The sequence below is a fragment of the Glutamicibacter halophytocola genome, from assembly GCF_001302565.1.
Lineage (GTDB): Bacteria > Actinomycetota > Actinomycetes > Actinomycetales > Micrococcaceae > Glutamicibacter > Glutamicibacter halophytocola.
Genome location: NZ_CP012750.1, coordinates 2677784 through 2703516 on the forward strand (window position 1 = coordinate 2677784; position 25733 = coordinate 2703516).

General features: G+C 57.2%; 30 protein-coding genes, 4 tRNA genes and 1 riboswitch. Of the genes, 21 read left to right on the forward strand and 13 right to left on the reverse strand.

Going from position 1 to position 25733, the window contains the following annotated elements:
• Nucleotides 1–160: 160 nt before the first annotated feature.
• On the reverse strand, nucleotides 161–670 hold the full coding sequence (locus AOZ07_RS12360; RefSeq protein WP_207758453.1) for a helix-turn-helix transcriptional regulator: 510 nt from the start codon (nucleotides 668–670) through the stop codon (nucleotides 161–163).
• 494 nt (nucleotides 671–1164) lie between these two features.
• Between AOZ07_RS12360 and AOZ07_RS12365 the strand changes: the two genes are divergently transcribed.
• Entirely contained in the window at nucleotides 1165–1896 is a 732-nt protein-coding gene (locus AOZ07_RS12365) for a GTP pyrophosphokinase (RefSeq protein WP_084793245.1), read from the forward strand.
• Between the two features lie 124 nt (nucleotides 1897–2020).
• Here AOZ07_RS12365 and AOZ07_RS12370 read toward each other — a convergent pair.
• Both AOZ07_RS12370 and AOZ07_RS12375 read right to left on the reverse strand, forming a co-directional pair.
• A tRNA-Met gene (locus AOZ07_RS12370) sits at nucleotides 2021–2094 on the reverse strand.
• Nucleotides 2095–2141: 47 nt separating this feature from the next.
• Nucleotides 2142–2213: transfer RNA gene (locus tag AOZ07_RS12375), tRNA-Thr, on the reverse strand.
• A gap of 522 nt (nucleotides 2214–2735) precedes the next feature.
• Between AOZ07_RS12375 and AOZ07_RS12380 the strand changes: the two genes are divergently transcribed.
• A tRNA-Thr gene (locus AOZ07_RS12380) sits at nucleotides 2736–2807 on the forward strand.
• Nucleotides 2808–2982: 175 nt separating this feature from the next.
• A riboswitch (TPP riboswitch) is annotated at nucleotides 2983–3092 on the forward strand.
• Nucleotides 3088–4830, forward strand: coding sequence for a phosphomethylpyrimidine synthase ThiC (thiC, locus tag AOZ07_RS12385; RefSeq protein WP_060702265.1), 1743 nt, complete (start codon nucleotides 3088–3090; stop codon nucleotides 4828–4830). Its footprint overlaps the riboswitch before it by 5 nt.
• A 115-nt stretch (nucleotides 4831–4945) precedes the next feature.
• Here the strand turns inward: thiC and AOZ07_RS12390 are convergent, their stop codons facing one another.
• Nucleotides 4946–6859: a DEAD/DEAH box helicase gene (locus tag AOZ07_RS12390; protein ID WP_060702266.1), complete on the reverse strand. Its 1914-nt coding sequence runs from the start codon at nucleotides 6857–6859 to the stop codon at nucleotides 4946–4948.
• A gap of 307 nt (nucleotides 6860–7166) precedes the next feature.
• Between AOZ07_RS12390 and AOZ07_RS12395 the strand changes: the two genes are divergently transcribed.
• On the forward strand, nucleotides 7167–7583 hold the full coding sequence (locus AOZ07_RS12395; RefSeq protein ID WP_146275769.1) for a hypothetical protein: 417 nt from the start codon (nucleotides 7167–7169) through the stop codon (nucleotides 7581–7583).
• Between the two features lie 81 nt (nucleotides 7584–7664).
• Here the strand turns inward: AOZ07_RS12395 and AOZ07_RS12400 are convergent, their stop codons facing one another.
• Nucleotides 7665–8822, reverse strand: a complete 1158-nt coding sequence (locus AOZ07_RS12400) for a cystathionine gamma-synthase (RefSeq protein WP_060702268.1) — start codon at nucleotides 8820–8822, stop codon at nucleotides 7665–7667.
• Between the two features lie 25 nt (nucleotides 8823–8847).
• The gene (locus tag AOZ07_RS12405) at nucleotides 8848–10212 is read right to left on the reverse strand and encodes a cystathionine beta-synthase (RefSeq protein WP_060703445.1); all 1365 of its coding nucleotides are present in this window, start codon (nucleotides 10210–10212) and stop codon (nucleotides 8848–8850) included.
• A 138-nt stretch (nucleotides 10213–10350) separates the two neighbouring features.
• Here AOZ07_RS12405 and AOZ07_RS12410 point away from each other — a divergent pair, with 138 nt between their 5' ends.
• The gene (locus AOZ07_RS12410) at nucleotides 10351–11313 is read left to right on the forward strand and encodes a DNA-3-methyladenine glycosylase family protein (protein ID WP_060702269.1); all 963 of its coding nucleotides are present in this window, start codon (nucleotides 10351–10353) and stop codon (nucleotides 11311–11313) included.
• 22 nt (nucleotides 11314–11335) lie between these two features.
• Here the strand turns inward: AOZ07_RS12410 and trxA are convergent, their stop codons facing one another.
• Nucleotides 11336–11710 (reverse strand): thioredoxin, encoded by a 375-nt coding sequence (gene trxA, locus AOZ07_RS12415; protein WP_060702270.1) that lies wholly within the window; start codon nucleotides 11708–11710, stop codon nucleotides 11336–11338.
• Between the two features lie 136 nt (nucleotides 11711–11846).
• A tRNA-Tyr gene (locus AOZ07_RS12420) sits at nucleotides 11847–11928 on the reverse strand.
• Nucleotides 11929–12109: 181 nt separating this feature from the next.
• Here AOZ07_RS12420 and AOZ07_RS12425 point away from each other — a divergent pair.
• Nucleotides 12110–12598, forward strand: a complete 489-nt coding sequence (locus tag AOZ07_RS12425) for a YajQ family cyclic di-GMP-binding protein (protein WP_060702271.1) — start codon at nucleotides 12110–12112, stop codon at nucleotides 12596–12598.
• A 27-nt stretch (nucleotides 12599–12625) separates the two neighbouring features.
• Here AOZ07_RS12425 and AOZ07_RS12430 read toward each other — a convergent pair whose 3' ends face one another.
• Both AOZ07_RS12430 and AOZ07_RS12435 read right to left on the reverse strand, forming a co-directional pair.
• The gene (locus tag AOZ07_RS12430; RefSeq protein ID WP_060702272.1) at nucleotides 12626–13738 is read right to left on the reverse strand and encodes a tyrosine-type recombinase/integrase; all 1113 of its coding nucleotides are present in this window, start codon (nucleotides 13736–13738) and stop codon (nucleotides 12626–12628) included.
• Nucleotides 13725–14357: a helix-turn-helix domain-containing protein gene (locus AOZ07_RS12435; protein WP_194943664.1), complete on the reverse strand. Its 633-nt coding sequence runs from the start codon at nucleotides 14355–14357 to the stop codon at nucleotides 13725–13727. Before AOZ07_RS12435 ends, AOZ07_RS12430 begins: the two co-directional genes overlap by 14 nt.
• A gap of 97 nt (nucleotides 14358–14454) precedes the next feature.
• Here AOZ07_RS12435 and AOZ07_RS12440 point away from each other — a divergent pair, with 97 nt between their 5' ends.
• The 14 genes from AOZ07_RS12440 (at nucleotide 14455) to AOZ07_RS19280 (ending at nucleotide 21327) form a co-directional block, all read left to right on the forward strand.
• Nucleotides 14455–14646, forward strand: coding sequence for a helix-turn-helix transcriptional regulator (locus AOZ07_RS12440; RefSeq protein ID WP_060702274.1), 192 nt, complete (start codon nucleotides 14455–14457; stop codon nucleotides 14644–14646).
• Between the two features lie 56 nt (nucleotides 14647–14702).
• A complete protein-coding gene (locus AOZ07_RS12445) occupies nucleotides 14703–14972 on the forward strand; it encodes a hypothetical protein (RefSeq protein ID WP_060702275.1) in 270 nt (89 codons plus the stop codon).
• A 27-nt stretch (nucleotides 14973–14999) separates the two neighbouring features.
• Nucleotides 15000–15470: a hypothetical protein gene (locus AOZ07_RS12450; protein WP_060702276.1), complete on the forward strand. Its 471-nt coding sequence runs from the start codon at nucleotides 15000–15002 to the stop codon at nucleotides 15468–15470.
• A 98-nt stretch (nucleotides 15471–15568) separates the two neighbouring features.
• On the forward strand, nucleotides 15569–15772 hold the full coding sequence (locus AOZ07_RS12455; RefSeq protein WP_060702277.1) for a hypothetical protein: 204 nt from the start codon (nucleotides 15569–15571) through the stop codon (nucleotides 15770–15772).
• The gene (locus AOZ07_RS12460) at nucleotides 15756–15980 is read left to right on the forward strand and encodes a hypothetical protein (RefSeq protein ID WP_194943665.1); all 225 of its coding nucleotides are present in this window, start codon (nucleotides 15756–15758) and stop codon (nucleotides 15978–15980) included. Before AOZ07_RS12455 ends, AOZ07_RS12460 begins: the two co-directional genes overlap by 17 nt.
• Nucleotides 15981–16112: 132 nt before the next feature.
• Nucleotides 16113–17447, forward strand: a complete 1335-nt coding sequence (locus tag AOZ07_RS12465) for a YfjI family protein (protein WP_060702279.1) — start codon at nucleotides 16113–16115, stop codon at nucleotides 17445–17447.
• A 215-nt stretch (nucleotides 17448–17662) separates the two neighbouring features.
• Nucleotides 17663–17860 carry a hypothetical protein gene (locus AOZ07_RS12470; RefSeq protein WP_060702280.1) on the forward strand — a complete coding sequence of 66 codons (198 nt, stop codon included), beginning with the start codon at nucleotides 17663–17665 and terminating at the stop codon, nucleotides 17858–17860.
• Entirely contained in the window at nucleotides 17860–18183 is a 324-nt protein-coding gene (locus AOZ07_RS18850) for a hypothetical protein (protein ID WP_194943666.1), read from the forward strand. The genes AOZ07_RS12470 and AOZ07_RS18850 overlap by 1 nt, the downstream gene beginning before the upstream one ends.
• Before the next feature lie 209 nt (nucleotides 18184–18392).
• The gene (locus AOZ07_RS12475) at nucleotides 18393–19139 is read left to right on the forward strand and encodes a hypothetical protein (protein ID WP_194943667.1); all 747 of its coding nucleotides are present in this window, start codon (nucleotides 18393–18395) and stop codon (nucleotides 19137–19139) included.
• 8 nt (nucleotides 19140–19147) lie between these two features.
• Nucleotides 19148–19465 (forward strand): hypothetical protein, encoded by a 318-nt coding sequence (locus AOZ07_RS12480; RefSeq protein WP_060702282.1) that lies wholly within the window; start codon nucleotides 19148–19150, stop codon nucleotides 19463–19465.
• Between the two features lie 8 nt (nucleotides 19466–19473).
• Complete coding sequence (locus tag AOZ07_RS19160; protein WP_257720408.1) at nucleotides 19474–19599, forward strand: hypothetical protein; 126 nt, start codon at nucleotides 19474–19476, stop codon at nucleotides 19597–19599.
• Entirely contained in the window at nucleotides 19596–19793 is a 198-nt protein-coding gene (locus AOZ07_RS12485) for a hypothetical protein (protein ID WP_060702283.1), read from the forward strand. The genes AOZ07_RS19160 and AOZ07_RS12485 overlap by 4 nt, the downstream gene beginning before the upstream one ends.
• Before the next feature lie 17 nt (nucleotides 19794–19810).
• The gene (locus AOZ07_RS12490; RefSeq protein WP_060702284.1) at nucleotides 19811–20662 is read left to right on the forward strand and encodes a hypothetical protein; all 852 of its coding nucleotides are present in this window, start codon (nucleotides 19811–19813) and stop codon (nucleotides 20660–20662) included.
• 296 nt (nucleotides 20663–20958) lie between these two features.
• Entirely contained in the window at nucleotides 20959–21327 is a 369-nt protein-coding gene (locus AOZ07_RS19280; protein ID WP_470303231.1) for a phage terminase small subunit, read from the forward strand.
• 532 nt (nucleotides 21328–21859) lie between these two features.
• Here AOZ07_RS19280 and htpX read toward each other — a convergent pair.
• Nucleotides 21860–22738 carry a zinc metalloprotease HtpX gene (gene htpX, locus AOZ07_RS12505; RefSeq protein WP_060702286.1) on the reverse strand — a complete coding sequence of 293 codons (879 nt, stop codon included), beginning with the start codon at nucleotides 22736–22738 and terminating at the stop codon, nucleotides 21860–21862.
• Between the two features lie 261 nt (nucleotides 22739–22999).
• Here htpX and rarD point away from each other — a divergent pair, with 261 nt between their 5' ends.
• On the forward strand, nucleotides 23000–23938 hold the full coding sequence (gene rarD, locus AOZ07_RS12510) for an EamA family transporter RarD (protein WP_060702287.1): 939 nt from the start codon (nucleotides 23000–23002) through the stop codon (nucleotides 23936–23938).
• A 99-nt stretch (nucleotides 23939–24037) separates the two neighbouring features.
• Here the strand turns inward: rarD and gabT are convergent, their stop codons facing one another.
• Both gabT and AOZ07_RS18255 read right to left on the reverse strand, forming a co-directional pair.
• Nucleotides 24038–25381: a 4-aminobutyrate--2-oxoglutarate transaminase gene (gene gabT / locus AOZ07_RS12515; protein ID WP_060702288.1), complete on the reverse strand. Its 1344-nt coding sequence runs from the start codon at nucleotides 25379–25381 to the stop codon at nucleotides 24038–24040.
• A gap of 197 nt (nucleotides 25382–25578) precedes the next feature.
• On the reverse strand, nucleotides 25579–25731 hold the full coding sequence (locus AOZ07_RS18255) for a methionine/alanine import family NSS transporter small subunit (RefSeq protein WP_075972492.1): 153 nt from the start codon (nucleotides 25729–25731) through the stop codon (nucleotides 25579–25581).
• Nucleotides 25732–25733 lie beyond the last annotated feature (2 nt).

Below are 25733 nucleotides of genomic sequence, written 5' to 3' on the forward strand. Positions count from 1 at the left end.
CAACAGGGGGGGTGCTTATTAGTCAGAGAACCATTGCCCGTAATAGGTGCAAGTCTCGTTTAGCAATCCACTTAGGTGAGCCTTTCCTCTCTATCGTATTGATCGCATGGAATGTTCGCAATCACGCGAAATTGACAATATTCGCGCAAAACTGACACGGCTATTTTGAATCGCGAAAAGTTGAGAGCGTAAATCCCGTATTCCGGCGAAATGCTGCACCCAGTGAGCTCTGGGAGCTGAAGCCAAGCAGTTGGGCAATATCCTGGAGGTCATCGCCTCGAGCCACCATTTCCATGGCTTGCTGTGCATGCAATGAGGCGACCCACCGTGAATAGCCGCTGCCCGTTTCAGCCTGAAACGCCCTGGAGATCGTTCGCCCGCTGACCCCCAACCGATCAGACCATTGCTGAAGGCCTAGCGCGGGCTGGGGCTCATCAACCATGCCACTGACTATTGGCTGCAGCAGATCCGCCTGTGGCATGTGAATGGACAGATGTCCTGGTGCGGGTTCCAAATTATCCATCGCTGCAGCTTCTGTGATGGCACGCGATGTTGGATTCAAGCCCGGATCCGCCAGGCGCTCCAAGAGCAGCCTCAACAGAGGTGTTATGACGACCGGAACAGGTTCCAGGGCAATTGGATCAACACTGTCGATCCCGAAATGGCTCATATTGCACACGCTCCCGGCGCAAGCCCGGCCTTCATGCAAGGCCCCGGCTGGCAGCCAGACACCTAGCACTGGCGTAATGGTCCACATTCGCGGGCCGACGCTCACTGTGGAAGCGCCACGCTGATTCCATAGCAGCTCGTGTGTTGGGTGGGAATGCGACGGCCAGCAAGTGTCGACGTCAACGCGCTCTTGAAAAAACCCGATAACGAACGGAACGTCGATAGCGCCTGCGGCGTAGGCCGGAAGCTTCCGTTCTTCAATCATGACCGCACCTCAGTTGCCTAACGCTCCACGTCCACCCGATAGATTCACGACTTCTTCTGGCCCAATTCTTAGATGGATGACCTACGCTAAAACTATAGAGCGTTCGTGTCTGTTGACATCGCCCCAACCTGCAGAGGTGATTTAGGATTTCCACTCCAAACCCAGAAGACAACGGCGGCGTTATCCCGCTGCCTTCTACGGCAAACCTGAGTTCAGGCGAACTACAAGAAATGACCCAGGCATTCCGGCTACAGTTCCAGCGATTCATGATGGAATACCAGTTTGCCGTCGACGAAGTTCTGACCAAAGTCTCGATTCTTCGTGAAGAGTTCCTCTACCTGCACAAGTACAATCCCATCGAGCACATTACTTCCCGGGTAAAAACTCCGGAAAGCATCATGCGCAAGGTGAGCCAGAGGAATATCCATCCTTCCCTCTCAGCCATCAGGGAGAACATCAGCGACATCGCCGGTGTCCGCATCACCTGCAGCTTTGTGAAGGACATCTACAAGGTGCTCAATACCTTGACCGCGCAAAATGACATTCGAGTCATCCAGATCAAGGATTACATCAAGAATCCAAAGCCAAGCGGTTACAAGAGCGTGCATGCCATCGTTGAAATCCCGGTCTTCCTCTCGGACGGACCGGTGAATGTCATTGTTGAGCTGCAGATCCGCACTATTGCCCAAGACTTCTGGGCCAGCCTGGAACACAAGATCTTTTACAAGTACGAAGGCGAAGTCCCTGCCTATCTGGCTTCAGAACTTGCCGAAGCCGCAGCCGTAGCCACCAAGCTTGATATGCAGATGCAGCGACTGCATACCGAGGTTCATGGCCACGATGCCAACGACGAAAACGCTAACGGGCAAGAAGTAGACGCGGAGGTAATACAAGGACTGCTCATGCTTGCCAAGGAAGCTTCAACGGGCAAGGAGCACCGCGACAAGGGCGCTACCCAGTAGCGCTAGTCCAAAAATAGAGCAAGGCCTCCGAGCGAAAGATTGTTGCGCTCGGAGGCCTTGTTCGCTACCGATATTTTCAGAAACGAAAAAGCCCCGAAATCCGGGGATTTCGGGGCAAAATCTGTAGCGGCGCCGGGACTCGATCCCGGGACCTCACGATTATGAGTCGTGCGCTCTAACCAGCTGAGCTACGCCGCCACAAGTGAGAAGCAATCCAGTAGAAGCCAAGAAAGCTTCTCACTCAGAGCCCCCTGCCGGAATCGATCCGGCGACCTCGTTCTTACCAAGAACGCGCTCTACCACTGAGCTAAGGGGGCAACGAGTAAATACTCTACACGGATTCCCGCACAAACAAAAATCGGCGCTCAACCCTCTAATTCGATACCGCTCAGGCGAATAACTACTAGTCAGAATTGATTATTGGCAATTTTGGCACTTGCGCGGCACAACCAGTGGCACAAAAGTGCTTTGGTGACGATGCTCACTGAGGGGAATTTGGTGATCAGCCTGCAATTATGCGCACCTTTGCGACACTTCTAATTTTCATGGCAAGCAAGCCCAGTACCCGTCGAACGCAGCAGGAATGTTGCAAGGGCTCCGGATACGAATAGGCGAGCCCCAAGAACTCCCCAAATGCGGCCAGAAGAACCAGATTTCATCGATGCTCCATGTGGCGCCAATAGACTTTTTCCCTGATCGGATACTGGCGCCTGGAAAACTTCTGCAGGCAGTGACCCGCCGCCCGCATTCCGGACTTGAGTAGTACGCTTGTGACCTCAGCTACAAATTCATTCAGGATTTTGCAAACGTCAGAAACCTGTGTAGAGTATTTACTCGTTGCCCCCTTAGCTCAGTGGTAGAGCGCGTTCTTGGTAAGAACGAGGTCGCCGGATCGATTCCGGCAGGGGGCTCGAAATAAGAGAGACAATCTGATTGCAGATTGTCTCTCTTTTCGTTTACCCAGAACTTTTATTCTGGACCGAATATGGCCAGGATTTCATCCTCGCTTCGCACAAAACATTTCGCTGGCCGATCGTCACCGTGTGGCCTATTTGCCTCCGATAGAAATTTTCGTGCTAGTGTCATCTGCGACCACACGGGAGCCCCATGGCAAGGGCTGAGATCGGACTGCAGCTGTCCGCGACCGTTGAACCTGTCCGGGTAATGCCGGCGAAGGAAGTGAGTTTCTCAATGGAACAATTTGAACAGCATTCCGCCCACTCTCTCGCGTTCCGCGAAGCCGATGGGATTTCAGTTCCGGTTACGCAGATCCAGCTTGCGGACTCCCCCAATGGCCAGCCCAACGAGCCGGTGGTTGTGTATCGCACCAGCGGTCCGGGAAGTGAACCAACGCAGGGACTGAAGCCGTTTCGGGAATCCTGGATTCTTGAGCGTGGAGACGTGCAGCGCTATGCGGGACGCGAGCGGAACCTGCATGACGATGGGCGTTCAGCGGTCCGCCGCGGTACTGCCAGCGATGAGTGGGCTGGACGTTCCGCTCCGCCGCTCAAGGCCGTAGACGGGGCAGCAGTGACTCAAATGCACTACGCTCGTGCTGGAGTCATCACCCCGGAAATGCGCTATGTAGCATTGCGCGAAGAATGCGATGTAGAGCTGGTGCGCAGCGAGCTTGCCGCCGGACGAGCGATCATCCCCTCGAATATCAACCATCCTGAATCCGAACCGATGATCATCGGCAAAGCGTTTCTCGTAAAGATCAATGCGAATATCGGCAATTCGGCAGTGACCAGCTCTATCGCTGAAGAAGTCTCCAAATTGCAGTGGGCCACCAAATGGGGCGCAGACACGGTCATGGACCTGTCGACCGGCGATGACATCCACACCACCCGTGAATGGATCATTCGAAATTCGCCGGTCCCCATCGGCACTGTGCCGATCTACCAGGCCCTGGAAAAGGTCAATGGCGAAGCGAACGCACTGACCTGGGAGATTTTCCGGGACACCGTTATTGAGCAATGCGAGCAGGGCGTGGACTATATGACCATCCATGCCGGCGTGCTCTTGCGCTATGTCCCGCTGACAGCCAACCGCGTCACCGGGATCGTTTCGCGCGGCGGATCCATCATGGCCGGATGGTGCTTGGCTCATCACCAGGAGAATTTCCTCTACACGCACTTTGACGAGTTGTGCGAAATCTTTGCTCAGTACGACGTGGCCTTCTCATTGGGCGACGGGCTGCGCCCGGGATCCATTGCCGACGCCAATGATGCGGCCCAATTCGCTGAACTTGATACCCTTGCCGAATTGACCAAGCGTGCGTGGAAGTACGATGTTCAGGTAATGGTGGAAGGACCGGGGCACATCCCGTTCCACATGGTCCGCGAGAACGTGGAACGCCAACAGGAACTGTGCGACGGCGCGCCCTTCTATACGCTAGGCCCGTTGGTCACAGATGTCGCACCCGGCTACGATCACATCACCAGCGCTATTGGCGCCACTGAAATCGCCCGTTATGGCACCGCCATGCTCTGCTATGTCACACCCAAGGAACATCTGGGATTGCCTAATCGCGATGACGTGAAAACCGGTGTGATTACCTACAAGATTGCAGCGCATGCCGCAGATCTGGCCAAGGGGCATCCTGGGGCCACCGCCCGCGATGATGCACTGAGCAAGGCGCGCTTCGAGTTCCGCTGGAACGACCAGTTCTCCCTGAGCTTGGACCCGGTCACGGCGCAGGAATTCCATGATGAGACGTTGCCTGCGGAACCTGCCAAGACAGCCCACTTCTGCTCGATGTGCGGCCCGAAGTTCTGCTCCATGCGCATCTCCCAGGACATTCGCGACGAGTACGGCTCAGCGGAAGCGCAAGCTGCGTTGGCGGGCATGGCGCAGAAGAGCCGGGAGTTCGTAGAAAGCGGCGGAAAAGTCTATCTCGGCGATGAGATTCCGGTAGGCAGTACCGCCCCGTAGAGCTGGTGCTGCGGCCCCTGTTGTTCTGGAAACGATGATGCCCCTGGATCAAGCCTTTCGGCTTGATCCAGGGGCATTATGCTGTGCTAGCTAATAAGCTGCAGCGAGTGCTGGCTTAGTAGTCGCGACGTCCACCGCTGCGACCCGAATCGCTGAAGCGATCCTTGCCGCCACGGCCACCGAAGCGCTTTTCGCCGCCACCACGACGGTCATTGAAGCCGCCGCCGCGTCCACCGCGGAATCCACCACGGTCGCCACCGCCGCGTCCACCACGGAATCCACCGCGGTCGCCTTCGTCATCGCCACGTGGCTTGCGGCCGGAATCCAGCTCCATGCTGATCAGCTCGCCGCCAATGCGGGTCTTGGACAGTGCACGCCACTGGTCCTTGCTCAGCTCTGCTGGCAGCTCAACCAAAGTGTGGTCCGAACGGATCTCAATGCCACCGATTTCGGAGGAGTTGAAGCCGCCTTCGTTAGCCAAAGCGCCAACGATCGAGCCTGGCTGCACGCGGTTGCGGCGGCCGATGGCCAAACGGTACATGGCGTTGCCTTCGGCAGCGGTCTTGCGGGCACGTGGGCCGCGGTCTCCGCGATCGCCACGGTCGCCTCGCTCTGGGCGATCGCGATCCATGCGGGCCTTCTTCGAAGCAGGAATCACTGGTTCGGTCATCAACAGCGGGCGTCCACCCTGGGCCATCAAGGCCAAAGCGGCAGCGATTTCCAGCTGATCGAGATCTTCGTGATCAGCAGCGAACTTCTCGACGATTTCGCGGAAGGTGGTCAGATCCTGGCCGCTGATGGTCTTGTCAATGCGATCGGTGAACTTCTGGATGCGGCGGTCGTTGACCGAGTCCAGGGAAGGCAGCTGCATCTGGGTCACCGGCTGGCGGGTAGCCTTTTCGATGGCACGCAGCAAGTACTTCTCGCGCGGGGTCATGAACAGGATCGCGTCGCCTGAGCGGCCGGCACGGCCGGTACGGCCAATGCGGTGCACGTAGGACTCGGTGTCATGCGGGATGTCGAAGTTGATGACGTGGGAGATGCGCTCCACGTCCAAACCACGAGCTGCAACGTCGGTAGCAACCAGGATGTCGATCTTGCCCGAGCGCAGGTTCTCAACGGTGCGCTCACGCTGCTGCTGAGGGATGTCGCCGTTGATGGCTGCAGCGGTGAAGCCGCGGGCCTTCAGCTTGTCAGCCAAGTCCTCGGTAGCCATCTTGGTGCGAACGAAGGTGATGACACCGTCGAATTCCTCGGATTCGAGGATGCGGGTCATGGCGTCCAGCTTGTGGGCACCCATGACCTGCAGGTAACGCTGGGTGATGTTGGTGCCGGTGGACTGCTTGGACTTCACGGCAACTTCCTGCGGGTTGCGCAGGTATTCCGAAGCGATGCGGCGGATGGTGCGTGGCATGGTTGCCGAGAACAGGGCAACCTGCTTGTCCTCAGGGGTGGCTTCCAAGATCTTGTCGACCTCTTCGGCGAAGCCCATGCGCAGCATTTCGTCGGCCTCATCCAGTACGACATACTGCAGGTTCGACAGGTCCAGGGAACCCTTGTTGATGTGGTCGATAACGCGACCCGGGGTACCGACGACTACCTGTGCTCCACGGCGCAGGCCGTTGAGCTGCGGGCCGTATGGCGAGCCACCGTACACTGGCAGAACGGTGAAGTTCGGCAGGTACTTGGCGTAGGAAGTGAAGGCTTCGGCGACCTGGAGGGCCAGCTCGCGGGTTGGAGCCAGAACCAGGATCTGCGGGGTCTTGGCTGGACCATTGGTGTCAGCCAGTTCTGCCATGCGGGACAGGGCAGGAAGTGCGAAAGCAGCGGTCTTACCGGTACCGGTCTGAGCCAGGCCGACTACGTCGCGGCCTTCGAGAAGCAGTGGAATGGTTGCTGCCTGAATTGGCGATGGCTTTTCGTAGCCAAGGTCGGCAAGCGAGGCAAGCACGCGGGCATCCAGACCAAGTTCGGAGAAGAGCACGGTTGGCTCTTCTGGGGTCTGGTTGTCGTCAGTGTTTACGGGCATGTCAGAAGACACGAAGAATTACCTCATTCGTTGGGGATGGGCCTTGGCCGTCCCCAAAGAAACGACGTATAGGCTGCACAGTCAGATACAAGTCACGCTCACCAAGCGCTCCCCTATGACATAAAGACCCGCACACACTTTGCGGAAAATACAACACGAGAAGGCTCCGGCCTCAAAAATTGGGCTGGATGCGAGAGGGATACCCTGATGTTCGCGAACACTTAACACTAACGTGTAACCCCTGTAATTGTCAGTGCTCAGCCCGTGTGAGATCGGGCACCGCGACAAAGCACGTAGTGTTATAGGTGTGAAAAATCCTCTATTGGCGCGACGCCCGGACGAGCCCGTCCCCGGTGGCCTGCTCATCGCCCAGGTGCTCTGGTTCCTTGCCGGAGTGCTGTTCCTTGGCTTTGGAGGCTTCCTGATTTATGAGCACAGCGACACGGCATCGCTGAACTTTGGCGCCGTTGCCTTGGCCTTGTTTTTTGCCGTGGCAGGCTGTGCCTGCGCAGTGCTCGGATACCGGCTATTCATCGGCGAGCGCTCTGCCCGCGCCAATTTGACCTGGCTCGGCGTGATCACGGCCCTGCCGCTGCTTCTGCGTTTCGGACGCTATTCCCTGCTCGCTGCCATCATCATGTTCAGCGTGGCCTTGATGTGGACGCCCAGCAGCAATCGCTACTTCAAGATTGTCTCGCCCAAGCCGGCGAAAACCCGACGGTAGCGCCAGCCACCTCACCGCGGAAACGATCAAGGACGCGGGGATCAGTTCTGAACTGAACCCCGCGTCCTTGATTTGTGCAGCCTAGAGGTTGGTGAAGGCCTTATCCAGGTCTTCGATGAGATCCGCTGGATCCTCGATGCCCACCGACAGGCGCAGCAGGTTCACTGGTACTGCCAGCTCGGTGCCCTTGACCGAAGCGTGCGTCATTTCCGATGGGTAGTTCATCAGCGACTCGATGCCGCCCAAGGACTCAGCCAGGGTGAACAACCTGGTGCTTTCGGCAATCTTGCGGGCCGCTGCTTCGCCGCCCTTGAACTGAACCGACACCATGCCGCCAAAGCCGCTCATCTGCTTCTTGGCAATCTCGTGGCCCGGGTGGTCCTCGAAGCCCGGGTACAGGACGCGCTCAACTTCGCTGCGCTCGCGCAGCCACTGGGCAACCTGTGCGGCGTTCTCCGAGTGGGCGCGCATGCGCACACCCAGGGTCTTCAGGCCGCGTGTGGTCAGGAAAGCATCCATGGGTCCGGAGACGGCGCCGACGGCGAACTGGATGAATCCGATCTTTTCTGCCAGTGCGGCATCCTTGACGATGACTGCACCGCCGACAACATCGGAGTGCCCGCCGATGTACTTGGTGGTTGAATGCACCACGATGTCCGCACCCAAGGTCAGCGGCTGTTGCAGGAAGGGGCTGGCGAAGGTGTTATCAACGACCAGCAAGGCACCGGCAGCATGGGCCACTTCGGCGACCTTGGCGATGTCAGTGATGGTCATCATCGGGTTTGATGGGGTCTCTACCCACACCAGCTTGGCCTTGTTCTTTTCAATGGCAGCAGCCAAAGCCGCTTCATCGGCCATATTCACCGGCGTATTGCCGATGCCCCAGTCACCGAGCACGCGGTCGATGAGCCGGAAGGTTCCGCCGTAGGCATCGTTGCCAAGAACGATGTGGTCACCCGGGCGCAAGATGGCACGGATCAGAGAGTCTTCCGCGGCCAGTCCCGAGCTGAAGGAGAAGGCATGCGTGCCAAACTCGGCGCCAGCCAGCTGTGCCTGCAAGGCGTCACGGGTCGGGTTGCCGCCACGGCCGTATTCGTAGCCGCTGCGCAGGTTGCCAATGCCGTCCTGTGCGTAGGTCGAAGAGAAATGCAGTGGCGGTACGACGGCACCGGTGCGCGGCTCGAATTCCTGTCCGGCGTGGACAAAGCGAGTGTTGGAGCCCTGAATGTTTTCGGTCATCGATATCAGTCCTTTAGTGAATTCTTTAGCGGGTCGAGTAGGCCAGCAGGTCCGCTGCGGTGGCGGCGGCAATAACTTCGCCGGCCTTGGTCACCAGTACGGCCGGGTGGGCCTTGAGCAGTTCCTGGGCATTGTCGAGGGTGTCGGCCACACCGATCAGCGGCATGGGCAGGCTGCCCAGTTCCTTGATGGTGCTCGTGCCCTCGGCCCCCGAAAGCAATGCTTCGGTCAGGGTGCCAGCACCGATGACTCCGCGTACCTCGCCGATACGGGCAGGCAAGGCAACGGCCGAGACGACCAGCGCGTCGGCGCCCTGTTCGCGCAAGGCCATGGCAGCTTCAAGCAGCGTGGCATCTTCGCTAATAGTCTCTGGGCCCTGCTTGGATAGTGCCGAGCCGATGAAGTCCAAGGCGGAGTAGTCATCGGTGGTGAAGCCCTGCTGCAGCATCCAGCTGTCGTTGAAGATCTTGGCGAGGTAGCCGCGTCCACCATCCGGTGCGATCACGACAACAACATCATCTTCGCCCAGATGACGGGCTGCGCGCAGGGCGGCGACGACTGCCATGCCCGAAGACCCGCCAAGCAGCAGCCCTTCTTCTTTCGCCAATCGACGAGTCATCTCGAAGGCTTCAGCATCGGTGACTGCCTCGACTTCGTCGGGCACCGATGGGTCGTAGTTCCCCGGCCACATGTCTTCGCCAACGCCCTCGACAAAGTAGGGGCGTCCGGTTCCGCCTGAATAGACCGAGCCGTCCGGGTCGGCTGCGATGATCTTGACTGGGCCTGAAGCGCGGTCGGCCGAAATCTGCTTCAGGTAGCGCCCGGTGCCGGTAATGGTGCCGCCGGTTCCGGCGCTGATCACCGCGTGGGTGACTTTTCCATCGGTGTCATTCCAAATTTCTGGACCAGTGGTTTCAAAATGGCTGTCTGGTGCACCGGGGTTGGAGAACTGGTCTGGCTTGTATGCGCCCTCGATTTCGGTCACCAGCCGGTCAGAGACACCGTAGTAGGACTCTGGTGAATCTGGTGCTACGGCGGTCGGGGTGACCACAACTTGGGCTCCGTAGGCGCGCAGCACGTCGCGCTTTTCTTCGCCAACTTTGTCCGGGGTGACAAAGATTGTCTTGTAGCCCTTGAGCTGGCCCACCATGGCCAAGCCAACACCGGTGTTGCCACTGGTTGGTTCCACAATGGTTCCACCTGGCTTGAGCTGGCCGCGCTCTTCAGCGCGTTCAACCATCTTCAACGCAATGCGGTCTTTGATGGAACCGCCTGGGTTCAAGTATTCAAGTTTGACCAATACCGTGGCTTTGACGCCATCGGTAACGCGGTTGAGCTTCACCAGCGGGGTATTGCCGATCAGATCTAAAACTGTGGACGCATACTTCATGTCAAGAACTTTACCGGCGCCTGTCATACATGTCGTTCCGAAACGTAGCGAAACGTCATGCAGTGGACGCGATCTTTTCATCAGTGCTATCGGCCCATGGTTGTTTTCCTGTCTGGGTCACGCTATATGATGCGAAATATGCAGAAATCTTGGAGCGCCAGCTTCTCCCCCGGACGGCCGGTGTCCCTGGTCAAGTCCCTGGGAATACTGCGTCGCGGCCAAGGCGACCCAACGATCCGGATTTCTGAAACCGAAGCCTGGCTGGCATTTTCCACGCCCGAAGGCCCAGCGACCCTGCACATTTCCAAGCCACTGCGCCTGGGGCCAGCCGAGTTCCGCGCTTGGGGGCCCGGTGGCGAATGGGCAGTTCATAGTGCGCCAAACCTGCTCGGCGCCGGGGACGACTGGAGCGAGTTTGACGACCTGCTCCACAGGGGACTTTTTCCAGAAATTGTCGTCCGCTCGCGAGCCGAGCACCCGGATCTTGTGCTGCCCGCGACCGGCAGGATCTTCGAGCATGCCATCGGAGCCATTCTGGAACAGCGAGTCACCGGAATTGAAGCGAACTACGCGTGGCGTTGGCTTATCAGGCATCATGGGCAACCAGCGCCTGGCCCGGTCCCGGTCGGCTTGAGAATTTTTCCCTCGGCACAGGAGCTTGCTCCGCTTCGCCGCTGGGATTGGCAGGTTGCCCGTGTTGAAGGCAAGCGTGCTGAGGCCATCCGGAATTTTGTTCAGGCATCCGGTGCCCTGAATTGGTGGGCCGACAAGCCCTTGGATCAGCCAAAGCCGACGGCGAAGGCGCCGGGAACACTTGAATCGGCTCTAGGATCAGTGCCTGGAATTGGGCCGTGGACGATTGCCGAAACGCTGCAGCGTTCCCATGGCTCAACCGACCACATATCCGTGGGAGATTTCCATTTGGCCGATTTCGTGGGACAAGTCCTGACCGGACGTCGAATCAATGATCAGCAGATGCTGGAGCTCATGGCTCCCTTTGCCCCGCACCGGCAGCGGGTCGTCCGGCTTTTGGGGCTTTCCGGCGAGAGAAAACAAAGCTTCGGGCCCCGCTACGCTCCGCTGGATCACCGGCAGAGGTAGGGCCCGAAGCCGACAAACAGTCTTAGGAGTTGGCCTGGGCGGCTTCCTCAGCGATCTGCTTGTGTACTTCACTCATATCAATGCCCTTGACCGCGGTCACCAAATCTTCAAGCTGCGGCTGGTTCAACGCACCGGCCTGCGAGAAAACGAGAACCTGCTCGCGGAACGCCATGATGGTAGGAATCGAGGTCACGTTGGCTGCACGTGCCAGTCCCTGCTCGGCTTCGGTATCCACCTTGGCAAAAACAACATCGGTGAACTTTTCCGAGGTCTGATCATAAACCGGTGCGAACTGCTTGCACGGTCCACACCAATCAGCCCAGAAGTCCACGAGGACGATGTCGTTGTCTTCAATCAACTTCGCGAAGTCATCTTCGCTTACATTTCTAGTTGCCATGCCTATACGGTAGCCGAATTTCAGATGAAATACGTAGAAAGGTGATCTTCATTGAGAGCGGGAATAGATCCGGATCACAATGAAACTTTATCGGGGAAGCAAAAAACTCCCGGATCAAGGATCCGGGAGTTATTTGTGGCAGATACTGGATTCGAACCAGTGAAGGCGTTGCCAGCTGATTTACAGTCAGCCCCCTTTGGCCACTCGGGTAATCTGCCGAGATTGCTCTTTCAAGAACATTTGTTCTTGTCGGAACGAGAAATAACTCTACAGGAGATTTTCGGCGAAGTGAAATCGAGGGGGCCATTTTCCCTGTAAGCCTGATCACAGCCCGATTTCAAGGCATAAAACCGGTAGGCTATGTAGCGAATAAGACCCGTTACAGCTAGGAGCATTCACATGGCTAGTGATTCAACATTCGACGTCGTCAGCAAGGTAGACAGCCAGGAAGTCGCTAACGCGATGAACCAGGCCCAGAAGGAAATTGCCCAGCGCTACGACTTCAAGGGCGTCGGCGCCGAGGTTGATTTCAGCGGCGAGAAGATCTTGATGAAGGCCAACTCGGAAGAGCGCGTCAATGCGGTCCTCGACGTTTTCCAGACCAAGCTGGTCAAGCGCGGCATCTCGCTGAAGTCCTTGGACGCTGGAGAGCCTTACGCTTCCGGCAAGGAATACCGCATCGAGGCCAGCATCAAGGAAGGCATCGCACAGGATGTCGCCAAGAAGATCAACAAGTTGATCCGCGATGAAGCTCCCAAGGGCGTCAAGTCCACCATCCAGGGCGATGAATTGCGCGTCTCCTCCAAGTCCCGCGATGACCTGCAGGCCACCATGGCCCTGCTGCGCGACTTCGAAGAAGCAGACTTGCAGTTCGTGAACTTCCGCTAATATCTCACAGGTTGCCTAGTCAGATGCTTATCCCAGTGCGATAGTCCGCAGGGAGTCCGCAGAACTTTCAAGAGCCGTTGTCATCATCTCGTTGGCGGCGGCTCTTGTCTTATCCTCAGCAGTAGGCCACAAGTGGGAATACGTGTTCAGCGTGATCGACGGCAACGCATGACCAAGCGCCCTCTGCACCGTCACAACATCGCAGCCTGTAGCTATCAGCCCAGACGCGTAGAAGTGCCTCAAATCGTGCAACGTGAACTCATCAGCGCCTACCTTCTCGCGTAGTGCACGCCAGTGGTAGCCGGCCATCATTCTGTGCCACAGATGACCGCCTGTGCCGAACAGCCATTGCTCATCACCCCACACCCCAACTTCCTTAACGTGGTAAGCAAGAATGTTGATTAGTGGTTCGGCAACATAAACGACGCGCTCAGATCCATTCTTAGGCGAAACAACCTCAGTCTTAGCTTTCGTCTGACCCTGAACCTGCCTGGATACCGTGATTGTCTTACGCAGGAAATCAATGTCCGACAACTGGAGTCCAGACGCTTCTCCAAGACGCAGACCAGCGAACGCGCACACTGCCACGTAAGCCCTGAAAAACAGTGGCGCCTCACCCAGGAACTCCCCCACCTGCTCAGGCGTAGGAATCGCCATAGACGCTTCAACACGGCGCACCCTAGGCAGCTTCACATCATCAGTAGGATCTTCGGCAATCAGCTTGTCCTTGATCGCAGCCTGAAAAGCCATGCGTGCAAAGTTGTAACGGTTGCGGACCGTCTTAGGTGACAACGGCTTAGCGCCTGAACTCATTTCTTTGATCCAAAGTTGCACGTCCGAAAACATGATCTGATTCAAATGCTTCTCCGCAAACGGGATTGAGCGCAGGATCATCGACGCGCTTTCATGCGTACCTGCAGCCCAAACCTGCCGAGTCATCCAATGCTCATACCAAACAGAGAAAGCGATCTTCCCCGCCTTCGGATCAACATAGCGCCCGGTAATGACCGACGCAGTAACTTCATCAAGCCACCGCTGACCATCTACTTTGCGCTTGAAATGCCTGGAATGCTCTTTACCCGCAGCGTCACGATAACGGGCACGCCAAACACCATCAGGACGCTGTTTAATCGACGCCATTTTGCTTTTTCCATTTCAGCAAGTCTTCCGCTGACTCAAACGGAAAATTCGGATTGATTGAAATCAAGTGGTCGAAATACGCGATCACACAATCCATGAGTTGAGATTTATCGCCTTCATCACGGACACCCAACTGGCCCTCCGAAACCTTGGCCACATCGCTGAAACCATATGCAGCCAGTTGGCCAGCAACCATCGGAAGATAATCTTCAGGTGACTGGAGCTCTGGAGTGAAAGCCTTAAGTAGCTCCGGCAACCGCTCCAGGGTTAGTTTCGCGTCATAGTGATGAGCTAGCCACGTCCATAAATTCTGCTGGGCTGAAGCGATGGCAAGATCCGCTTCACGAATAGTTTCCCGCATCCTTTGCGCTGGCGTTTGAACACCGCGCAATAGAGATTCAATCCCCATCCTCAGGACATCGGCGATTATCACGCACTCGGCAATGCGAAGGGATCGTTCCCCCTTCTCCAGTCGAGATACTGCCGTGGCGTCAACATTCATACCAGCGAGGCTTAGTGCATCCGCGAATTGTCTCTGCGTCAGCTTTCGAATCTTTCTAACACGCGAAATTTCAGCGCCGATCTGCTTCTCAATACTCTTAGTCTGATCAATTTGCATAAATCCCATTCTCTTGTGCTGGACAACAATTATCAACCCGTGTAGTCTCGAGTTGTTCGGATTCACAAACACTTGCGATATTCACAAAGGAGGAAAGATGAATGCCATAGCAGTTCTCTTGACCATGACTGAGGTATCAGAGATGACCGGCATCCCGGTAAACACACTTCGGTACTACCGGCACTTGGGAAATAAAGGGCCGCGATCAGCTCTGATCGGATCGCGCATCATGTACCGGGAACAGGACGTGCTCGCCTGGATCAACGAACAGTTCGAAGAAGCAAAGTAGCGCCACGCAGGACAACCGCTCTCTATACCGGAGACGTAGACAGGACCAACTTTGTTATGCCCACACAACGGGAACTGCAACGAGAGCTGCTAGCCAAGAATCCCCACTACTCAGCAGGGCAGGCGAAGGCAGTAGCCAAGAAAATGATTTACCTCGAAAAGAACGTCGGGTTCGAGAATCTTCGGATACGCGGACTCACTTCGGATCCAACAGCACGTGAAGCTGTGCGGAACATGGAAGAAGCTGAACGCAAGAAAAAGCGTGAAGCCAAAAAGAATACGGCCCCGATGCATCCCCGCCAAGAGATCCGCATCGAAGCCGCCTAACCAACACCCTGAAAGGGATTGATCCACATGAACAAGACTACCCGCATCACCCCAGTAACTCCACCAGCAGGATTCCCCAAAGCTGTCTACCTCGATTGCGCAGACGAATGCGGCGAAATCCCAGCAGAGTGCCAGCCCTACGGCTCATGCGCTTGCGATCGCGAGATCAGCTACCTCGGCCCAAACGTCTCAGGAGAAACTTTCGGCGGCGTCACCTCGCAGTGGACACCAGAAAAAGGCATCTTCTTCATTCTGCAAAAGACTGACGGTGAACTGTGGACCCGTGAGCAGCTGGCAGAACTGCCAGCACTCATCGACAGCATCGAACAGAAGATCGACCAAGAGATAGCAGTAGATCTCATGAAGAGCCGGCCAGAGATGCTTCGCGCAACCACCACAGTAAATAAGCTCTGCGACTTCGCTGTAGATAACGGTGTTACCGCTAGTGCAGCGTTCGCCGCCTACCAGGAACTCACCAAGGGCGGTCACCATGCATAAGGCCACCCAGAACATCGTGCGCAGCGTCTTCTACAGCACAGTCTTCATCATCATGGTTACCGTTCCCCAGGCCATCGCACAAGCGGTAGGAGCACCCATTGCATATTGAGCCGAAGGCGCTCATCGAAGGCGTGCACGTAGTAGTTGTGGAAGTCGATAAACCCGACAGCCTGCACTACAAGCGGCGCACCTACTTCAACTTGCCCAGCGCACAACGAGCAGTAGACCGCGCCACCGAACGCGGACAATCCGCAAAGCTGATCCTCTGCAAACTAGTCCCAGCAGGTGAACCAGATGACTGAATACTGGCAAGCCCTGAACCCTGAAGCATTCCACCAAGGGATGCTCCACGGCTACAAGCAGGGATATAAACACGGCATACAAGACGGCATCAGAGAATGCGACGAAGCCGACCAGCAAGCCCAAGAAGCATTCACCCGGCAAGCAGCCAGATCCGCAGCACAGGGCATAGAACTGCACGACGCAAGAATGAGGCTCATCGCCAGCTGAATCTACCACCTAACCCATTCGAACTCACTTGAAGGCTCCCAGCACCACGCTGGGGGCCTTCGCTGTACCCGATCTCCAACACTTCATCCTTATGAGCCCCGAGTGCTCATTGACCATCAGAGGAGCCATTGAATGACTGTTTCCCCAGAGCAATGGGAACGTGAACAAGTCTTGTCGCATGAAGCCGAAGAAACCCCTGTCCACGTAGACAAGGAATGGCCCACCCTACGCCCAGAGGCATTCCACGGCATCGCAGGGGAGATCATCAACGGACTAGCTCCAACCACCGAAGCGGACCCCGCAGCGATGCTTGCAGACCTCCTAGCAACCTTCGGATGGCTAATCGGAGCTGAAGAACAATCTGCCCACATGCTTGTCGCCAACTCGAAGCACCACGCACGGATCTGGCCCATCATCGTTGGAACCACTTCATCCGGTGCTAAGGGCACCAGCCACGGCGCAGTATGGCGCATCGTAGCCAAGTACCTGGAAACGGTACTGAACCCACCAATGCACAAGACAGGCCTATCCTCCGGTGAAGGACTTATCGAAGCCGTTCGGGATGAATCTGGGGATGACCCCGAGGCAAAGAACTACGAACCCGGCGTATTGGATAAAAGGCTATTCGTGATGGAAGACGAAATAGCCCAGGTCTTCAAACGCTCCAACCGTGAAGGCTCAACTTTGGGTCCAACCCTACGCCTCGCCTACGACGGACGTGACCTGTCAGTGATGAACCGAAAAGCCATCACAGCAACGGCACCGCATATCGTCATCGTTGGGCATATCAGCCCCGGTGAGCTGCAAGGCGTTGTGCGTTCAGGCGACGTGGACGGTGGGACGATGAACCGCTTCATCTATGTCTGTTCACGGCGTTCGAAACGGCTCCCGGACGGCGGTAACGCTCCACAGGACGTCATCAACGTATCGGCACAGGCAATGAGTGAAGCGGTAGACATAGCGCGTCGTGCTGGACGCATCGACATGAGCGCAGAGGCAAGAGTGCACTGGCGAAAGTCGTATGCGCGACTTACTGCCGACAGGCCAGACACGGTGCTAACCAAAGCTACTGGCCGACGTGCTCCCTCGGTGCTCAGGCTTGCCATGGTCTACTGCCTTTTCGACCAGCGAACCGTAATCGAACCAGACGATCTTCGCGCAGCCGAAGCGCTCGAACAGTATTCAGTGGACAGCGCCAGGTACATCTTCGAAACGCATGTAGACAAAGGATCGAACGAGCACGGACGGCTGGCAGAGTTCATCCGGTCCGGAGGTGTCCAGGGGAAAAGCCGCGCAGAGATTTCCATCGATCTTTATAAGAGAAATCGGAAGTCCGCACTGATTAGCGCCGACCTCGCAGCACTCATCGAACAGGGATCAGTAGTGCAAGTGGAGATGCCGACCGACGGCCGAAAGAAGATTGTTTTCTTCGCACGGGAACACTCGCAGCGAACGAAGAATACGTAATTACGAATTATGCCCGTAGATCCGCATGATCACGCGGTTCATTATTGCGTAATCGCTTACGAAGTTGGCTACGAAGAATCCCACCTACGACTAACTTCGTAGCCAAGTTCGTGGCGTCCCACGAACAAAGAAACCCCGTAAATAAAGGGATGCAAGCCCTTCTTTCGTTCTTACGTATCTTTCGTACACATAGACATTCAAAGGACAGCATAACCATGGATTCAAACAAAGGATTCAGGCCACAAGCCAAGCTGCACAAAAGGCCCTGGCTATTCAAGGACGGCACCAGTACACCCGGCATCGCGCTCATGCACCGGCACAAGGTACTAGCCCACATGACACCCGCCGAAGCCCGAGCAATAGCCGACAAACTCCACGACTACGCAGACCAACTCGAACAGGACGAAACCTAATGGCACCAATCTACGGCGAAACCAAAAACGGTAAGAGGTACGTGCTCACGCCGGCATCAGAAATCAAGCCACGCGCCGCAAAGCCAATCCCAAAGGCCCCGGCAATCGACGTTTGGAAGAACCGTAGTTATCCAGGTTGCTACATCATCGAAGTGCAATGCCCACACTGTCCCAAGACTCATACTCACGGTTGGCTTGGGTCTGGGGATGACGGCGGGCATCGCGTGAGCCACTGCGGACAAGATGACAAGCCTAATCCCGGCTACTACATCGAGATCCCGGCTGGCTGGCACAGCAAGTATCCAGGCAAGCTCTCCAGCTAACGCCCCACCTTCCACACAAGGCGGTCACTAAACACGGTGGCCGCCTTTGCCGTACCCGAAAGTTTCCAATGATCGACCCCTATAACCGTGAGCAGGTCATCAAGCTACTGCGCCGCAGCGCCGACCACATCGCCCAAGGCATCACGAATAACCAACTACACACTGAGCTTCACCAGCTCAGTGACCACCTAGAACAGGAAGACTAAACCATGAGTTTGCAGCGTAATCAGAATGACGGAAACCTGAAAGATATTCTTCGTCGTTTGTACCGGTTGGAGCGTCAGTCACCGTTGGCTCACTCGGCCATCGGCCGTGAAGGCCTTGAAGTCTACGACGGCGGCTGGATCCGCATTCTCAATGGTGGCTTGCAGGTCATTGGTACGGCGACCATTTCCGGCACGCTGGATGTTACGGGAACGACGAACCTGAAGGGTCAGACCTCAGTCACGGGGCCAATGGAGATCTCCGGAACAACAAACATCACCGGAAACACGAACATCCTGGGTGAGTTGAATGTGACCGGCCCGACCACACTGGACGGGGTACTCGACATTGGTGGAGACACCACAATCACCGGGACGCTGTCAGTGGACGGGCCAACCACGATCTCCGGCAAGCTCGACGTTACCGGGGCAATGTCAACAAAGGGGACGCTCTCGGTCGAAGGTGTAACAACGCTCAAGAACGACCTGAACGTGACTACTGGCGGAAAGATCAAAGCCGGGAACCTGGAAATCGAACCGGCCAACGGCGGCCAGATCAACTTCACCGGAGGCTCACTATCAGCTGGCCAGTTCGGTGCACTGCTCAACAACACCACAGCAGTTGAACTGCAAGCACCAACAGTGAAGCTCAACACCAGCAACGTCAATATAAACAGCCTGCCAACCAAACCAGCGTCAGAGCTAACCCCCGTAGGCATCGACAGCGCTGGCCGACTACACCGAATCGCATAGGAACAAAAATGAGCTTTGACCGCCCGCCCTACATCGGCCAGGTACGCATTCAAGACTGGATCACCAAAGACAAACAGCGCATCAACGGCATCCAGCTACGTGGCGCAATGGGACTAGCCGCCCACCTAACCGCCGACGAAGCCCGAACCCTGGCAGACACCCTGCACGATATGGCCGACCGGCTGGACGCTCCACCAGCAACCACCACAGCCCCGCCAGCGCGACAACAGACACCCTGCGGACTATCCACGCTCTACACATCGCAGACGCTCACAGACGCATCAGGCGACCCCGAACAGCCACTACCGGCAACCCCAGCAGACTAAGGAACAACATGGGCAAGCAAAAGCACGACATCGGCCACCAGAAACGACTCAAGAACAAAGCCGAAAAACGACGGCTCGAAGATCTCAAACGGGCCGAATGGCTCGCCAAAAACGAATGGAAGAAGGACCGATGACAAGCCTCGAAGACGCATTCAAAGAAGCCGGCGAACAATACGCCGCCCAGCTACGACAGCGCGGACAAGACACCACCACCACCGGCGCGGCATGGCTCAAAGACAAAATCGACAACCTCGAAGAACCCGAGCAGCCCATGACCAACACCGCCAACAACAGCGACGACTTCAACCGATTCTTCGGCATCAACTAACCCAAAGGGGAAACAACATGAGCACCACCTACTTCAACCGCCCAGCAACCCACCAGCTCAACCAGTTCGCACGCATCAACGACGCATACACCCTGGCAGGACTAACCCCGCCAACCTATGTGGAAGAACTCAAGCGCACCATCGCCAACGCCCCCACCGTGCAACAGGAAGCCGCCAGCATCGCCCGCGAAGCCCTCGAAGCCGACGACGCTACAGAGTTCTATGAAGAAGCGCTCACCCGTATCCAGCGAGCACAGGCCGCCGACGTACTCAAGAACGCCTTCGCCCAAAACATCCAGTCAGCACTCGACAGCAAAGCGCACCACTACCGCGCCACCGCAGCCGAAGAACTGGCACCACAGATCGCCAAGCAAACCAAGGCACTCGCCACCGCCGCCAAGAAACTACCAGCCGGCAATCCGCTCGACATGGCCGCCAACATCGAAGCCGGCACCGGCACCGAATACAAAACCGCCCGCGACACCCTCGCAGTACTCGGCACCTACGCCGCCATCTACCCACAAGGCACACCAACAGATGGAGTCCCAACCGCAGTGCACGCTGTCCTTCCAATAGTTGAACTGCCCAAGGCAACCATCGAACGCATCAAGCCAGGACTCAACGACCTCGCACCAGTACCATCCAACAGCACACAGCTCACCGGCACCCACACCATCCGACGCATCGCCAACGACCTCGCCCTCAACACGGACGACACCCTCGCACGCATCGCAGCAGGACACTACGACGGAGCAAGCATCAGCTTCGCCAACCCAACCGAACTGAACGCACGACGAGCCAACGCGCAGAACGCCTTCAAGAGGACCACTGACAAGCACGACACCACTAACAGCATGGTCGCAATCTAGCAGTCAGATCGCACACAAACGGCGGGGGAACCATAACGGAACCCCCGCCAAACCATGCACCAAACACCAGCACAAGCAGACCAAACCCCAGCGAAACACCATCAAACCCGCAACAAACAGGGCGCGAACAGCACGCAAGCCAACACCAGCATGACAACGAGCAAAAGCCGTGTTGACAAGGCGAAACACCCCACCGGGGGTCACCTCCGCACCTCGGCCTCGGAACCGCCGGAGAGGTCAGCGCCAACTTTGGTGTGCAGATAGCCTCAACGACAACACTTTGAAAGTAGGAATTTATGCCTGGACCATCGGCAAATCCTTTGAAACCTAATAGCCGTAGGCATCGCGGCAATACGCGTTCTACGGGCCTTATTGAGCTACCGGCTGAGGGTTGCACGCTACCAGTTCCGAAGCTGCCAGCGGGCCGTAAATGGAGCAGTGAGGAACGGAAGCTTTGGCGTAACTTGTGGGGATCTCCGCAGGCTACGCAGTGGGATGACAGTTTCATGCCGTCGGTTGCCGCGTATATCTGCCATGCGACGGCTGTTTACGAGGGTACGGCTTCGGCGTGGCAGGCTCAGGAAATGCGGCACCTTGGGCATCAGCTTGGGCTCACGCCTTCGGGAATGTTGGCTCTAGGTTGGATTGTGATCACGGATGAGTAGCCGGCGGCTTGCCAGGGCGCGGCGTAATCCGTCGTTTGAGCGTCCGCAGGATCAGGACCCTTCGCGGAGCTCTTTCCAGGCTATCGAGCATCCCCGTTTAGGGCATGTTGTGCTGCGTTGGCAGGGAGGAAAGATTCAGCGGATCAGGACTGAGCACCCGCCTTTTCGTGAGACTGGGCAGAACTTTTTCGGCCCGTTATCTACGCATGGCAGGTTTGAGCAGGTCTTGGAAATGCTGGGCATCATTGAGTGACAGTTAGCGGCGGCATCCTTTACGGGGTGTCGCCGCTTTTCTTGTTTAGTCCGCAGAAAGTCCGCAGAAAGTTCGTTCACACCCAGTTTCACCCAATAGCTACCAACCATAAAAACCCCGTAATCTAGAGGTTTTCATAGCCTGCCATATACCCTCAACTACCCCTCAACCAAACGTGAACTTCCGCTAGGAACAGCACCGGCACCCTGTGTGCCAACAACATTGGAGGCGGCTTCCCACCGAAGTGGGAAGCCGCCTCCAATGTTGTTTTAAGGGCTCCTAGTACCCGCGTCCACCAGCCATGGCCTCGAGACGGGCAATGCGCTGATCCATTGGCGGGTGCGTGGAGAACATCTGCTTCAGGCGCGAACCGAAGGGATTGGCGATCATCAGGTGGGAGCTGTTAACCAGCTTCTGGTCGCCGGCAGCCAATGGCGCCTGGGAAATGCCCGATTCGAGCTTGCGCAACGCGCTGGCCAGGGCCAGCGGATCATTGGTCAGCTTGGCGCCATCCTCGTCTGCGTCGTACTCACGGGTGCGGCTCACGGCCATCTGGATGATGGAAGCGGCCAATGGAGCCAGCAGGGACAAGGCGATCAGCGCAATCGGATTGACGTTGCGGTTCTCGTTGCTTCCGCCACCGCCGAAGAACATCAGGAACTGGGCGATGGAGGTGATGACACCCGCGACGGCGGCAGCTACCGAAGAGGTGAGGATATCGCGGTTATACACGTGCATCAGCTCATGGCCCAGCACCCCGCGCAATTCGCGTTCGTTGAGCAATTGCAAAATTCCCTCGGTGCAGCACACCGCGGCGTTTTGCGGATTGCGACCGGTGGCAAAGGCGTTGGGCGAGGAAGTCGGCGAAATGTACAAGCGCGGCATTGGCTGCTGTGCATTCATCGACAGCTCCCGCACAATGCGGTACATCATCGGGTTCTCGGCTTCGCTCACCGGATAGGCGTGCATGGAGCGCAAAGCGAGCTTGTCGCTATTCCAGTAGCCATAAGCGGTGGTTCCCAGGCCGATCAGCGCGAAAACCCAAATGAACATCGACCGGCCGGTTCCGGCAGAAATGAGCGAACCGATAGCCAAGAGCAGGGCGAACATTCCGCCAAGCAGCAATGCTGTTTTCAGTCCGTTGTTATGTCCATGCAACTTGACGCACTCCCCTAAATGACAAAGACCAAGATGGTACTTCCTAGTCTAGTCAACGGATGGATGGCACGGTCAGTTCCAGCAATTGCAGCTTCCGCCCAGGAGTGTGAGGCACCGCACCAGCTTCGAAACCCGGGTTTCGCTCAGCGGGGAATATTGCTGTGCCTGCGGCGTTGTAGATTATTAGTTGCAAGGTGCAATTTTTTGTCGCCGCACTCCGACTGCTCCTGAATCACATTAGCTCGAAAGCGTACATCCTGAATGTCATCAAGCACCACCGCTCCCGTCCGCTCTGAACACAGCTATGGTCTGATCCAAGGCACATCTGCCTATCTAATTTGGGGCTTGCTGCCGGTCTACTTCCTGTTGCTTCCGCAAATCTCTGCCGTTGAGTTCGTCGCAGTACGAGTTCTCTTTTCATTGATCTTCTGCATCATACTGCTCGCGGCCACGTCGCAGATCCGCCAGTTTGCAGCGATGTTCCGCGATACCAAAACCATGGGCCAGCTGGCCTTGGCCAGCATCTTGATCGCCGCCAACTGGGTGCTCTACGCGTTCGCGGTATTGACCGGACACGTCCTTGAAGCATCACTGGGCTACTTCATCAACCCGATTGTCGCGATCCTGCTTGGCGTGCTGGTGCTCAAGGAGAAGCTGCGCCCGCTGCAGTGGGCCGCGGTTGCCCTGGCCACCGTCGCCGTGATTGTCCTGACGGTGGGCTTGGGACGGGTACCATGGATTTCCCTGGGTCTGGCGTTCTCCTTCGGCTTCTATGGACTGGTCAAAAACAAGGTGGGATCCAAGGGCAGCGCCCTTGGCGCGCTGACCATCGAAACCCTGTGGCTGACCCCGTTGGCCATCATCTACGTGATCTGGCTGTCCCAGACTTCCGGATCGACCCTGCTGAACAGCAACTGGGCCGGAATCCTGCTGCTGGCCTCAAGCGGAATCATCACTGCTGTCCCGCTCTTGCTTTTTGGCGGTGCTGCCCGCCGCCTGCCGTTGAGCACGGTCGGTTCCCTGCAGTTCATCGCTCCCCTGCTCCAGTTCATTCTTGGTGTCCTGGTCTTCGGAGAACACATGCCCTTCGAACGCTGGATGGGCTTCGTCCTGGTGTGGATTGCGGTGATCTTCGTCCTGGTCGATATGCTTCGTGCCCCCAAGGCAGGGCGCCTGCCAGAACCCAAGAAGATCGGCTAGCTGCCGCAAGCACTGGGGCGGTTAACAAATAATGCTCCGGTTTCTCCCGCAGGTGCGGGAGAAACCGGAGCATTATTTATTGTGCCCTGAACCTAGGGACTAGGAAGCCAGCTTGCGGATTGCCGACTCCAGCACGTCAAGGGCATCGTTGAGCAGCTCATCGCCGATGACCAGCGGTGGCAGCAGGCGAACGACGTTGCCGTAGGTGCCGCAGGTCAGGATGACAACACCCTGTGCCAGGCACTCGGCAGCAATTGCCTTGGTCAGATCGGCGTCTGGCTCCTTGCCGCCAGCCTTGACGAATTCAAGGGCGATCATGGCACCGCGGCCACGAACTTCACCGATGGCTGGGAACGCGGACTGCAACGCGGTGAAGCGGGCGAAGAACTTCTCTTCGATTTCGCGGGCACGAGCTGGCAGGTCCTGCTCTTCCATGAACTTGATGGTCTCAAGAGCTGCGGCTACGGCAACCGGGTTGCCACCGTAGGTGCCGCCCAGGCCTCCGCCGTGGACCGAGTCCAGCAGGTCGGCACGGCCAACGATGCCCGACAGCGGCATGCCGCCGGCAATGCCCTTGGCAACGGTGATGATATCCGGTTCGATCTGCTCGATGTCCGAAGCGAACCATGCACCCGAACGGGCGAAGCCGGCCTGGACTTCATCGGCGATGAAGACGATGCCGTTTTCCTTGGCCCACTCGGCAACGCGTGGCAGGAAGCCGGTGGCAGGGACAATGAAGCCGCCCTCGCCCTGGATTGGCTCGATGATGATCGCAGCGATCTGGTCGCCGCCGATCTGCTTCTCCATGGCCAGGATGGCGCGCTCAGCAGCTTCCTTGCCGGAGATGTTCGGGTTCTCCTCGCGGAATGGGTAGCTCATTGGCATGCGGTAGATCTCCGGTGCCAGTGGGCCGAAGCCGCGCTTGTATGGTGCTGCCTTGGCAGTCAGGCCCATGGTGAGGTTGGTGCGGCCGTGGTAGGCGTGGTCGAAGGCGACAACTGCCTGGCGGCCGGTGGCGATGCGAGCTACCTTGATGGCGTTCTCCACCGCTTCGGAACCGGAGTTGAAGAAGACCGCGCGCTTCTCGAAATCACCGGGGGTGATCGCGGCCAGCTTCTCAGCCAGGGCGACGTAGTTCTCGTACGGGGCAACCATGAAGCAGGTGTGGGTGAAGTGCTGCGCCTGCTCGGCAACAGCCTTGGCCACGGCTGGGTTGGAAGCGCCCACGGTGGTCACAGCAATGCCCGAGCCAAGGTCGATCAGCTGGTTGCCGTCGACATCGACGATGATGCCGCCGTCAACATCTGCTGCGTAGACTGGCAGGCTGGAAGCTACACCGGCAGCAACTGCCTTGGCGCGGCGTGCGGCGAGTTCTTCCGACTTGGGGCCGGGGAATGGCCCGTTGATCTTGCGCTTCTGTTCAATGCGGTAGCTGACGTCCACCTGCTTGTCCTTTCACTATGGTTTTACGAGCGCGTGGCTCGACGTGTTCTTACAAGAAGAATATTCTTCGCGGCCCGTTGCCACTACCAGACTTGGCACAAATGCCTTTGGGATCAGTAGTGCATCTGCACAGAAAAATACCTCCTCGCGCCAAGCGGGGCTCGGCGCAAGGAGGTATCGGTTGCTGCTTGATGTCCCTACAGGCTGTTATTGCCCGCAGTTCCAGCAGTCTCAATGACGTCGTCATTGTCCTTTTCAGGATGACGCGAAAGGTTCATCAATGCGACGGCGAGGCCGCCCCAGATGGTCAGCATGGAAACGATCATGAAGACAATGGCTATGCCGGTCATGG